This is a genomic window from Floccifex sp., from assembly GCF_051873555.1.
Classification (GTDB): Bacteria; Bacillota_I; Bacilli_A; order Erysipelotrichales; family Erysipelotrichaceae; genus Floccifex.
Genome location: NZ_JBJEEY010000167.1, coordinates 12,533 through 25,583, shown reverse-complemented (window position 1 = coordinate 25,583; position 13,051 = coordinate 12,533). Strand labels below are relative to the sequence as shown.

The 13,051-nt window shown below is 30.4% G+C and carries 8 protein-coding genes; all 8 read left to right on the top strand.

The features are described 5' to 3' along the window. Positions 1 to 144: 144 nt before the first annotated feature. The 8 genes from ACI32A_RS09630 (at position 145) to ACI32A_RS09595 (ending at position 13,014) form a co-directional block, all read left to right on the top strand. Positions 145 to 3,969 carry an RICIN domain-containing protein gene (locus tag ACI32A_RS09630; protein WP_439754846.1) on the top strand — a complete coding sequence of 1,275 codons (3,825 nt, stop codon included), beginning with the start codon at positions 145 to 147 and terminating at the stop codon, positions 3,967 to 3,969. A 139-nt stretch (positions 3,970 to 4,108) separates the two neighbouring features. Then, positions 4,109 to 5,431, top strand: a complete 1,323-nt coding sequence (locus tag ACI32A_RS09625; RefSeq protein ID WP_439754845.1) for an AAA family ATPase — start codon at positions 4,109 to 4,111, stop codon at positions 5,429 to 5,431. 132 nt (positions 5,432 to 5,563) lie between these two features. After that, positions 5,564 to 6,814: an AAA family ATPase gene (locus tag ACI32A_RS09620; protein WP_439754844.1), complete on the top strand. Its 1,251-nt coding sequence runs from the start codon at positions 5,564 to 5,566 to the stop codon at positions 6,812 to 6,814. A 10-nt stretch (positions 6,815 to 6,824) separates the two neighbouring features. Continuing rightward, entirely contained in the window at positions 6,825 to 7,523 is a 699-nt protein-coding gene (locus tag ACI32A_RS09615; protein WP_439754843.1) for a HEPN domain-containing protein, read from the top strand. A 109-nt stretch (positions 7,524 to 7,632) separates the two neighbouring features. Further along, complete coding sequence (locus ACI32A_RS09610; protein ID WP_439754842.1) at positions 7,633 to 9,135, top strand: LTA synthase family protein; 1,503 nt, start codon at positions 7,633 to 7,635, stop codon at positions 9,133 to 9,135. A gap of 53 nt (positions 9,136 to 9,188) precedes the next feature. Then, positions 9,189 to 9,755, top strand: a complete 567-nt coding sequence (locus tag ACI32A_RS09605; protein ID WP_439754841.1) for a hypothetical protein — start codon at positions 9,189 to 9,191, stop codon at positions 9,753 to 9,755. A 55-nt stretch (positions 9,756 to 9,810) separates the two neighbouring features. After that, positions 9,811 to 10,353 (top strand): transcription repressor NadR, encoded by a 543-nt coding sequence (locus ACI32A_RS09600; protein WP_439754840.1) that lies wholly within the window; start codon positions 9,811 to 9,813, stop codon positions 10,351 to 10,353. An 81-nt stretch (positions 10,354 to 10,434) separates the two neighbouring features. Further along, positions 10,435 to 13,014, top strand: a complete 2,580-nt coding sequence (locus ACI32A_RS09595) for an ABC transporter ATP-binding protein/permease (RefSeq protein ID WP_439754839.1) — start codon at positions 10,435 to 10,437, stop codon at positions 13,012 to 13,014. Positions 13,015 to 13,051 lie beyond the last annotated feature (37 nt).

The following is a 13,051-nucleotide window of genomic DNA, read 5'->3' as shown; positions in this document are numbered from 1 at the left end:
ATAGACCCCTAAAATTTCCCCCTAAATTCAGACCCCCAGAAACTTTGGATACCCTTAAATTGGATTCGTATAAAGCGAATCCTTTTCTTTTGTTGTCAAAAAAAATGAAATTCGATAAAATAATGTTTGAGGGAGAAAATGTGTATGAAAAAAATATTTAGATTCTCATTTTCTTTCTTCTTAGCACTGACAATGTCATTGACAAATATTGTTCCAATATTTGCGCAAGAAGAAAACAATGAAGAAATTGTCGAAGAAATAGTAGAAGAAAACAATGATTCTGAAGAAAAATATGTTGAACCTCAAATTGAAGATTCAGATACAAATAATTCAGAATTAAAGGGAGATTCTACTTGTATTGAATACTTTTTACTAGAAGATTCCAATGTATCTTCTACACAAAACTTTGTATTGTCTTTATTAAAAGACGAAGGATATACAAATTTTTCTATTGATGTACAAGACGCATATGGAAATATATACAATGTAGAAAGTAATGAAAGAGTCAATAATTTAATTAAATTTACGTACTCTTTTTCAAATGGATCGTATGTTGTTACGAATATTCATTACCAGCTCAATGAAGAAAACTATGTCATTTCATTAAATGAAATAGGAATTGATGCTAAGTTTGGTGTCAATCAGGAAGTATATTCTTCCGATGAGTTAGTAAACTTAGAAGAAATCAGTGAAACAACTACGACACAAGAAGGTGTGGTTACCATTGATGCGGTTAATATCAATCAAACCGAAAACATGATAGAAGAAGAATTAGTCAGTCCACAAAGCTATGCCATTTCATCTTATGCACTAGAAGAACAATCCGATAATATTGTGATTTGTTTAGATCCAGGACATGGTGGAACAGAACCAGGAACGTATACGTATTATTCTTCACAAGATGGATTATATGAAAAATATTATAATCTGAAAATTGCTCAGTATTGTAAACAAGAACTCGAAAAATATGCCAATGTCACAGTCTATATGACACGCTATGACGATACGAATTTAGGACTACAAGAAAGAGCACAAGTGGCAGCTAATTATGGTGCTTCTTACTTAATTAGTATCCATTTAAATGGATTAAATGGAAGTAACCGAGGAGCTGTTGTCTTCTATCCAAATACCAACTATCGACCTGATTTATCAGAAGATGGAAAAGTCGTTGCCCAAAGTATTTTAAATGAATTAACATCTCTTGGAATTCAAAGCATGGGAATTCGTACCAATACGATTGATGGACACGACGAAAAATATGATTATCCAGATGGATCCGAAGGTGATTATTACGGAGTGATTCGTCATGCCAAAAACTTAGGCATTACTGGATTAATCATTGAACATTGTTTTGCGGATAACAAACAAGATTTTGATGAATTCTTAAGTTCAGAAGCCAAACTTCAAAACTTAGGAATTGCCGATGCCACAGGTATCGCAAAAGCATTGGGATTATCCATTGATACATCGGCTATGGATGATTTAGCATATCAAAACAAAGATGTATTAGCGGATGGTATCTATGAAATTCAAAGTGCATTGAATTCAAGTTATGTATTCGATGTCACAAGTGGTTCTTTAAATGATGCAGCCAATGTACAGCTTTATAAATCCAATTGTACGGAAGCACAAGCATGGAAAGTCAGTCACGATTCTAAAGGCTATGTGACATTTACCAATGTAAAATCGGGAAAAGTATTAGATGTGAATGCTGGGAAAGCCACAAATTCACAAAATGTACAGCAATATACATCGAACAATACAATGGCACAAAAATGGATTGTTATTCAAGACGGAAGTCGTTATGAAATTGTATCGGCTTTAAATAAGAGCTATTGTCTGGATTTAAAAGATGCGAAGGTTGCGAATTCTAGTAACATTCAAATTTATCAAAGAAAAAATAGTACATCGCAAAGATGGACATTTGCGAAATTTGTATCAACACAACAAAAACTGGATGATTTAGCGGCTGCTAATAAAGATGTATTAACGGATGGTACATATGAAATTCAAAGTGCCTTAAATTCAAGTTATGTATTGGATGTTACAAGTGGTTCTTTGAACAATGGAGCCAATGTACAATTATATCAATCCAATTGTACAGAAGCACAAGGATGGAAAGTGAGTCACGATTCTAAAGGCTATGTGACATTTACCAATGTAAAATCGGGAAAAGTATTGGATGTCAATGGTGGAAAAGCTGCAAAATCTGCCAATATCCAGCAATATACTTCCCAAAATATTGCCGATCAAAAATGGATTGTGATTAAAGATGAAAACAGCTATCAAATTGTATCAGCTTTAGATAGTGGATATTGTCTGGATTTAGCATCGGCTAAAGTCGCCAATTCAAGCAATATTCAATTGTATGAATCCAACGGAACAAAAGCTCAAAGATGGACATTCGAAAAATTTGCATCTAAACAAGAAAAATTAGATGACTTAGCTTCGGCTAATAAAGATGTACTAGCCGATGGTACATATGAAATTCAAAGTGCTTTAAATTCAAGTTATGTATTGGATGTCACAAGTGGTTCTTTAAACAATGGAGCCAATATACAGTTGTATCAATCCAATTGTACAGAAGCACAAGGATGGAAAGTGAGTCACGATTCTAAAGGCTATGTGACTTTTACCAATGTGAAATCAGGAAAAGTATTAGATGTTAGTGGTGGAGTGGCTGGCAATTCAAAAAATATTCAGCAATATACTTCACAAAATACTGTCGATCAAAAATGGATTGTGATTAAAGATGGAAACAGTTATCAAATTGTTTCAGCTTTAGATAGCAATTACTGCATTGATTTGTATTCAGCTAAAGTAGTTAATTCAAGCAACATTCAATTGTATCAATCCAATGGTACAAAAGCACAGAGATGGATATTTGCGACATTCAAATCACAAAGAGAAAAACTAGATGATTTAGCATTATCAAATTCTTCTTTTATGGAAGATGGAACATATTACATCAAAAATAAGAATATTAATTATGCTTTAGATGTCACATCCGCTTCTATAAATGATGGAGCCAATGTGCAATTATATTCGTTTAATTCTACAAAAGCTCAAAGATGGATTGTTTCACATGATGCAAAAGGCTATGTTTTACTACAAAATGAAGGGTCTGGAAAATATTTAACAGTCGCTTCGAATACAGCTAAAAATAGTGTAAATGTATATCAATACAGCAATTTAAATTCTTATTCACAAAGATGGATTGTAATGTTTGATGGAACCGGTTCAATTAAAATTGTATCGGCTTTAGATTCAAATTTTGTGATTGATATAACATCAGGTAAAGTTCAAAACAGTTCCAATATTCAGCTGTATAGTTCAAATAACACAGCAGCTCAACAATGGGTATTTGCATTAGCTGAACAAATAAGTGAACCTGATCAACCTGAAAGTACTTTACATCCTATTATGGGAAGTAGTGAAGTAACTGTAAATCAAATGGTTTCTTATTTTAAATCTAAGAATCCAAATTATGATATATTCTCTAAATATGGAACAACTTATGATGGAATCTTAGCTAAAGGTGGAGCTAGTACCATTGAAATTTTCTGTCAAATGTATTATGAAGAAGCATTGATTGAAGGCATTAAACCAGAAATTGCTTTTGTGCAAGCTATGTTAGAAACTGGCTTCCTGCAATATGGTGGAGATGTAAAACCAGATCAATATAATTTTGCAGGAATGGGAGCAACTGGTAATGGAGTAGCCGGAAATAGCTTTGTAAATGTAAGAACAGGTATTCGAGCTCATATTCAACATTTAAAATGTTACGCATCTACAGAACCATTAAATACAGATCGAGTGGATCCTAGATGGTCAGAAAGCCTAAGAGGAAAAGCTATTTATGTTGAATACTTAAGCATTCCTAACAATCCATATGGAACAGGATGGGCAGGAGATGCTAACTATGCTGAAAAAATCATTAACATGGTTAATGAAATGAAAACAAAATAAAAATTCAAACTGCAAAGTGAAATTCACTTTGCTTTTTTTATATTCATATAATTGTTTAAATTAATTATATTCTATAAAAGTGATATATTATGAATACAATAAATATTCAAAAAGAATATAAAATGAAAGGATTAATAGTATGAAATATGTATTTTTGAAAGAATATTCTGTTAAAGGAATTAAATCTTTATCCAATAAAATATCTTTATCATTCTATAAAAAAACACCAGATAAAAATATAGATACACAAAAATATAATATTAAAGGAATATATGGATTAAATGGATCTGGAAAGTCTGGGATTATTTCTTCTGTTTCTATATTAAAACAATTGCTAAGTAATCAAAATTACTTAAATAATCCATTGGTTCAAAAACATTTAAAAGAATCAATTAATAAACAAATAAATCAATTAGAAATAGACATTGAATATTTCTTTAATATTTCTGAAAAAGAAATATATTTATTTTCTTATTCCATAACATTAAAAAAAGATAATATCAATCAATTTTATATATCTCATGAAATATTAAAATCTAAATTAGCTAGTTCTAGAACAGTACCTAAAACTATTTTTGAAATTCTAGATGGAAATTTTATAAATATACAATCTGAAGAAAAAAATAAAATTGTTGATTCAACAAAAAATTTATTAAAAAAATCAACATTTTCATCTTTATATATCTCTAAAGAAATAAATAATAAACATAATCATTTTGATTTATCTGTATTTTCTTTATTCATCTTTAGTAGAAATCTTTTCGTATATTTAGAACAACAAGATATTCATGAAAATTATTATATAAAAGACTATATATTTTCTGAATATGATACAAATGAATTAGTGAATGCATTAAATTATTTAAACGATGATACAGGAACTGAAAGAATCAATTATGGTCAAATCGCTGTTTTAAAAAATCAATATGATTCATTTGAAATACTAATTCAACAATTATCAAATTTCATAAAAATCTTTAAAAAAGACCTTCAAACAATTGAAATTCAAAGAAAAGAAAATAAAGATTCTTATAATTGTCAATTAATCATGAAATACGAAAATTATTCAATCAGTCCTGAATTTGAAAGTACGGGTATAAAAAAACTAATTAAATTATTTGTGTATTTAAAAATAATGGTAAATGGAAAAATTGTTTTTATAGATGAATTTGATTCCAATCTTCATGACGTATATTTATGCGCAATGATTGAATATTTAATGCAATATGGAAAAGGACAATTGTGTTTTACAACACATAATATAGGCCCTATGGATATACTTAAACAAAATCAAAATTCAATTGATTTTTTATCCATGAATCAATCCATTGCATCATGGAAAAAGAACGGACATTATCAACCTTCAAAACTATATCGAGCAGGTATGATTGAAGGATCTCCGTTTAATGTGGATTCTATTGATTTTATAGGAATTTTAGATCCATTGGAGGTTGAAAAATAAGGTACTTTAATTGGTTCTAAAATTCAACAATATTTTGATTTATATTACCAAATTGCATAAAATATGCAAATTAGATTGAAAAAACAATAAAATGGAAGTATTATAAAAATATAAAAGAAAGAAGGAAAAAAGATGTTATTAGAATTCAACTGCTCAAATCATAAATCAATTAAAGAAAAAATCCGTTTTTCAATGGTTGCAGGAAGTGATAATACATCTGAAGAGTTTTTAAAAGAATTTGGCAAATTTAAAGTATTACGTTCTGCAATTATATATGGAGCAAATGGCTCAGGAAAAAGTAATTTTATTAATGCTTTATATTTTATGTGTGATTTAGTTCGTAATAGTATAAATCATCAACCAGGTCAGAAAGTATTTCAAGCATGTCATAAATTATCAAATGACCAAATGCCAAGTGAATATAATATTCAGTTTGTAAAAAATGATATAAGATTTGCATATGGTTTTTCGATAAAGAAAAATATTATAGAAGATGAATATTTATATTATTTTCCAAAAGGAAAACAAGTAAAAATCTTTGAACGAAATAATATGGAAGTTAAACCAGGTGATAGGTATAAAAATGTCTTTGATGTAAGTATGAGTATCTTAAAAAACAATAGACTATTTTTATCATGTGCAGCTAATTATAGCAATATAAAAGAAATTGAAGAAGCTTTTATGTTTTTTAATACAGATATTGTTATATATGATCCAGAAATTAATAACTGGACGGAGTATTCTATTGATTTGATGCAAAATGATGACAGAATGAAAAAAATATTTGTTACTATTTTGCAATCTCTAGGAACAGGAGCTAAAGATGTAAAAGTAAAACTTGAAAAAGTAAAAATGTCAGATTTACCAAAAGAAATACAATTACCAGACGTCATAAAAAATTTGATAGGTACTCAACAAGCAAATAAAATAGAAGCAAAAATCGTATATGACCAATTTGAAGTGGATTTGATGACAGAGGAATCAACAGGTGTAAAGCGATTATTTCAAATGATTTGTCCAATTCTTGATATTTTGGAAAAAGGAAAGATATTAATTTGTGATGAATTAGAAACAAGTTTACACGAATCCGTAATTTATCAGATTGTAAAATTATTTCAACAATATAAAAAAGATGAATTTGCTCAATTGATTTTCTCAACCCATGATACAAGCTTGTTAGATTCCGATTTGTTCAGGCGGGATCAAGTGTGGTTTACACAATTAAACAAAGAAAGAGCAACGGATTTATATTCTCTTGTTGAAATTAAAAATGTACGTAAGTCTGAAAATTTAAGAAGAGGATATGTTTCAGGAAAATATGGTGCTATGCCTATGATTAATCAAAAAATATTCCAGGAAATGGAAGAAGAGAATATAAAATAGAGGATATTGTATGGAAGAAAGAAATCTTGACTTATTGCCAAGAAATGAAGAAATACGAGATAAATTTCATACGAATGTGATTCGATTTGAATTAGATGAAATAATGAAACACTTTACCGAAACAATACAGGCAATTTATGCACAGTTTGATGTTGCTGATGAGTTGCTTGCATCAGGAAAAATTACAGAAGGAGAAAATATCTGGCGTGCCCAAATAATATTTTTGGCAAGTGCTTTTGATTTCTATATGCACGAATTAACAAAATATGGTTTATGTGAAATTTATGATGAGAATTGGTTTCGAACAGAAAAATATGAAAATCTTCAAGTCAATATGAAAACAATTGAATTGGCGTTTAAATCTGGAAAGGATATAGATTGGTTTCTAGATTACATAAATAGTTATTATCAATCAATTACAATGATTTCATATGAGTCTGTGAAAGATCAATTTAATTTGTTAGGCATTTCATTCGAAGATGTTGCGAATAAAGCGTTTTATAAAAGAGGAGAAAAAGAAAAGACAAGAGATAAATTGAAAAGACGTTTAAATGAATTATTTGGTAGAAGAAATATAATTGCGCATCAAACAGATAGAGCACATACAGATGCACAAGTTTATACAATAACAAAAGAAATTGTGCAAAATTTTATCAATGACATTGAAAAAATTGTATATGCAATCGATGAAGCAGTCAGAAAAAAATAATAAGAGGTTGTAGAATTCTACGACCTTTTTATATAAATTCACTTTGCTTTTTCTATATACAATCCCATATAATGAAATACGTAAAAATTATGTAAAGAAAGATAAAGATATGAAAATTATTAAGAAACTATTAAATAGTATATTCTGGATTGTATTGATTTTACTTGTATTTACTGGCTTGTTGCTGATTCAAGTCGGAAAGTGGGTACCATCTACTTTTGGTGATATTCCCTTTGAACAAGTTGTATTTCATTTATTGATTCCATTAGAAGGAACTGACAATACATTTGTTACTGATTTCATACAAACTTGTTTACCTGTTCCATTAGAAATAACACTTGGCTTTATTTTATTTATCTGGATTAGTCACTGTCATAAAAAATCAGAAATGATCAAAGGAAATTATTCGAAAAAAATCAATGCCAGTGTGATTGTTTTGACTTGTATTGGCTCTTTAATGGTTTGTTACTTAGGCGCTACACAATGCTTTGCGCAAATTCATTTTGATGATTATGTCGACAATATCATGCATCCATCGACTTTTTATGAAAACTATTACGTAGATCCTTCCTGTGTATCCTATACATTTCCAGAAACCAAACGAAACTTAATTTATATTTTTTTAGAATCCATGGAAACTACATATGCCGATATTGACCATGGAGGCGCTGTGGAAGTTTCATATATACCAGAACTCACACAAATCAAAGAAGAAAATGTATCATTTTCCAATGGTTTTTTAGCTCCTTCTTTAAATGGATGGACAGTAGCTGCTATGGTTGGACAAACAAGTGGATTGCCATTAAATATACCCATCAACGGAAATAGCTATGTCAGTGAAGACTCTTTTTTATCCGGGGCTTATTCCATAGGAGATATCTTAGAAGACAATGGCTATGTCAATGAATTAATGATTGGATCGGATGCTAAATTTGGAGGACGAAAATTCTATTTTGAACAACACGGAAACTATAAAATAGTCGATTATTTTTCAGCCATTGAAAACCAGTGGATACCTGAAGACTATTATGTCTGGTGGGGCTATGAAGATGTTCGCTTATTTGAAAATGCCAAACTTGAATTGGAACAATTATCATGTTCATCTCAACCCTTTAATTTTACACTCCTAACAGTGGACACCCATTTTACAGGCGGCTTTTATTGTTCTGATTGCATTGACTACTATGGCGATCAATACGCCGATGTCATTCGATGTTCTTCTTATCAAGTCAGTCAATTCATTGCCTGGATTCAACAACAACCTTGGTATGAAAATACAACCATTGTATTAGCTGGTGACCATAACAGTATGGATGCGACTTGGTTTAAAACAATTGAAGAAAGTGGATATATACGATCTGAATACTATACCATTATCAATTCACCAGTCTATCCAGTTGGAAATAACAATCGAATTGTATGTACCTATGACTTATTTCCAACGACTTTAGCCTCTCTTGGTGTATCCTTTGATTCTACACGATTAGGCTTTGGAACCAATTTATATACAGAAGCACCGACTTTACTTGAAATCATGTCATTGGATGAATTGAATGAAGAGCTATCAAAGTTTTCAAATTACTATAATAAAAATATTTTATATGCAAAATAAAATACTTATGTGAATAAAAAAATCAGTGTACACTAGTTCTTGAGGTGAAAACTATGATAGATCGTATACGTAAAACAAAAGTAGAACAAGTGGGAAAGAATACATGGAAAGATGAAAAAGATAATTATTATATTTTAAATATTGATAAAACAAAGTTTTTGAAATTAGATGTAAAACAATATAACATCTATCACTTCTTAGAAATGCGAACCATATTAGCTTTGATCACATTCTTTTTATTAGAATACTATAGCTATTCCATTTTCTTAGCGATATTAGCTGGTATTGTTGTATATGTTGTTATGGCAAGTTTAAATCGATATTGGTTACTACCATCTTTACCTGAATACTATAAAGCGACAGGAAACTTTGAAACTTCTTTTCTCGATCGATTTAAAAATACAAATAGAAGACAATGCTTTACGGGCATGATGCTAAGTTTAGTAGTATCCATTTTATTGGTATATAATTTTATATCCATGGACTATCAAATAACATATTTATGGGATACAAATCATATGCAGCAACTCTTAACAACATGGATCTATATTTTATTTACCATTCTATTAATAACATCCACTTTATTATACTTATACGGACTGATTTCAAAAAAAAGATAGTGCATTGTTTCTTTTTGTGAATTTTGATAAACTTGTATCAGAATGGAGAATAAATATGACTGGTCAACAAAGAAGAGAAGAAATCATTGATTTATTAAAAAATTCAAATAAAGCCATACCCGGAAAAGAATTTGCTCTTCGTTTTTCTGTGTCTCGTCAAGTCATTGTACAAGACATTGCTCTATTAAGAGCCAAAGACTATGACATTGTTTCCACCAATCATGGATATATTCTCAATCAAATAAAAACATATAAACGCGTATTTAAAGTTTTTCATAACGATGAACAAACAAAAGAAGAAATGGAATGCATTATAGACTGTGGTGGATGTATTGAAGATGTTTTTATTTATCATCGAAGCTATGGAACCGTAAAAGCCCAAATGGGAATTTCATCTAGAAGAGACATTCAGCAATTTCTAGAAGACATACAAAGTGGAAAATCCACGTATTTAAAAAATGTGACTTCCAATTATCATTATCATACAGTGAGTGCATCCAGTGAAAAAATATTGGATTTTATTCAAAGAGAATTAGAAGAAAAAGGATTTTTAGCGTCTTTACAAGATTATGAACCCGATGAAATGAGAACAAAATAAGTTCTCTTTTTTTGTGCAAATTAATTGACAAATGATAAACAAGTGTTAATAATTAACCTATGTTTAATAAGGAGGAAAACTATGTTACGGTGTGAAAACATAGTCAAAGACTATCAAACCAGTGAAGAAGTGGTACATGCCTTAAAAGGAGTCAGTCTATCCTTTCGAGACAGTGAATTTGTTTCTATTCTAGGACAAAGTGGATGTGGAAAAACAACATTTCTAAATATCATTGGTGGATTGGATCATTATACGAGTGGTGATTTAATTATCAATGGAAAATCCACAAAAAACTATAAAGACAAAGACTGGGATACCTATCGAAATCATAAAATTGGATTTGTGTTTCAAAGCTATAATTTAATTACCCATCAAAGCGTTTTATCCAATGTGGAATTGGCATTAACATTAAGTGGCGTAGGAAAAGAAGAACGAAAAAAAAGAGCCATTGAAGCTCTAACAAAAGTTGGATTAAAAGACCAGATCTATAAAAAACCAACCCAGTTATCGGGAGGACAAATGCAACGTGTGGCCATTGCCCGTGCCATTGTCAATAACCCGGATATCATCTTAGCCGATGAACCAACAGGTGCTTTGGATTCTTCAACTTCCATTCAAATCATGGAAATATTAAAAGAAATATCCAAAGATAAACTGGTGATTATGGTCACACATAATCCAGAATTAGCCAATCAATATTCTTCTCGAATTATTCGATTATCTGATGGACTTGTCATCAGTGATTCCAATCCATTTGATGAAAAAGACAAGGAAGAAGAAAAAATAGTCGAATCCAAACCAAGTATGTCTTTTAAAACCGCTTTATCTTTAAGCTTAAATAACTTAATGACAAAAAAAGCACGTACCATTCTTGTTTCTTTTGCCGGCAGTATCGGAATTATTGGAATTGCTTTGATTTTATCATTATCCAATGGTGTTCAATCTTATATTGACTCTGTAGAAAGCGATACAATGACAGCTTATCCCATTACCATTCAATCCACGACCATGGACATGGCCAGCATGATGGAAGCAATGGGACCTAAAGATGATTCTTCAAATGAAGAAAGAAAAGAAAATGAAATTTATACTCGAAGCTTTGTGAATGATGTATTAGAAAGTATTGCTTCTTCTAAACAAAATAACTTAGAAGCCCTTAAATCTTATATCGAAAGTTCAGATGGACAAGAAATAAAAGACAATACAAGAGCCATTGAATACTCCTATGACCTGAATTTAAATGTTTTCAATGAAAATACAGACAGTGGCCTTGTTCAAGTCTCACCAAACGGACTCATTGATAAATTAGGCATGAGTGACATGCTGGATTTACAATCACAGTTTATGTCTTCGGCTAGTTCTAATGAAGTCTGGCTTCAATTACCAGATAGCGACAATTTAAAAGAAAGTGAATTTGAATTAGTCCAGGGATCCTGGCCAGAAAACTACAATGAAGTTGTTATTGCGGTCGATGAAAACAACAACATTACGGATTATGCGCTTTATTCTCTTGGTTTATTAAACCAGGATGAAGTTGTGGATTCCTATAATAAAATTTTAAATGGAACTTCTAGTGAAATTGAAACCACAGACAATCAGAAAAGCTATACATATGATGAATTACTCAATACAACATTTAAATTAGTTTTAAACTGTGATTTATATGAAAAAGTCAATGGCATCTGGATTGATCAAAGTGAAAACGAAGACTATGTCAAACAAGTTGTACAAAATGCACAGGAAATAAAAGTAGTTGGTATTATTCGTCAAAAAGAAAGTACAATGTCATCTAGTATGTTAGGTGGAATTTATTATAGTTCGGATATGACAAATTATGTCATTGATCAATGTGAAAAATCAGACATTGTACAAGAACAAAAACAAAACAAAGACATCAATATCTTTACTGGAAAAGAATTTAAATCCAATGAAAAACTAGATTTTTCTTCTTTATCACCACAACAACAAATGCAATTTGCGTCTATGTCACAAGAAGAAATGATGGCTTATATGCAAACTTATAACGACAATTTGAATGCTACATATGAATCCAATTTAAAGAAAATGGGCGTAGTTGATTTAGACTCACCAACCCAAATATCTTTATATGCTAAAGACTTTGATTGTAAAGAAGCTTTAGCCACTTGTATTGAAGACTACAATGATATGCAAGAAGAAAAAGGAAATTCAAACAACGTGATTAGCTATACCGATATGGTAGGCATGATGATTTCATCGGTTTCCAATGTAGTCAATATGATTAGCTATGTCTTGATTGGTTTTGTATCCATTTCTTTAGTCGTTTCATCGATCATGATTGGAATTATTACGTATATTTCTGTATTAGAACGAACAAAAGAAATTGGTATATTACGAAGCATAGGAGCCAGCAAAAAAGATGTTTCCCGTGTCTTTAATGCGGAAACCTTTATCATTGGACTTTGTTCAGGATGCATGGGAATCTTAATCACGATTTTATTAAATATTCCGATTTCTTCTATTGTTGCAGCAAAAACAAGTGTAGCCCAAATCGCAAAATTACCATGGCAAGGTGCTATTATTTTGATATTGATTTCATTGATTTTAACACTTATTGCGGGATTGATTCCATCGAAATATGCATCGAAAAAAGACCCAGTGGAAGCATTGCGAACAGAATAAGAAGATTGTTACGAACTTGTTTCGTAACAATTTTTTT

What these genes read in the sequence shown, in the direction of transcription:
- ACI32A_RS09630 (WP_439754846.1), top strand. Translation starts at nt 145, where the DNA reads ATGAAAAAAATATTTAGATTCTCATTTTCTTTCTTCTTAGCACTGACA.
- ACI32A_RS09625 (WP_439754845.1), top strand. Translation starts at nt 4,109, where the DNA reads ATGAAATATGTATTTTTGAAAGAATATTCTGTTAAAGGAATTAAATCT.
- ACI32A_RS09620 (WP_439754844.1), top strand. Translation starts at nt 5,564, where the DNA reads ATGTTATTAGAATTCAACTGCTCAAATCATAAATCAATTAAAGAAAAA.
- ACI32A_RS09615 (WP_439754843.1), top strand. Translation starts at nt 6,825, where the DNA reads ATGGAAGAAAGAAATCTTGACTTATTGCCAAGAAATGAAGAAATACGA.
- ACI32A_RS09610 (WP_439754842.1), top strand. Translation starts at nt 7,633, where the DNA reads ATGAAAATTATTAAGAAACTATTAAATAGTATATTCTGGATTGTATTG.
- ACI32A_RS09605 (WP_439754841.1), top strand. Translation starts at nt 9,189, where the DNA reads ATGATAGATCGTATACGTAAAACAAAAGTAGAACAAGTGGGAAAGAAT.
- ACI32A_RS09600 (WP_439754840.1), top strand. Translation starts at nt 9,811, where the DNA reads ATGACTGGTCAACAAAGAAGAGAAGAAATCATTGATTTATTAAAAAAT.
- ACI32A_RS09595 (WP_439754839.1), top strand. Translation starts at nt 10,435, where the DNA reads ATGTTACGGTGTGAAAACATAGTCAAAGACTATCAAACCAGTGAAGAA.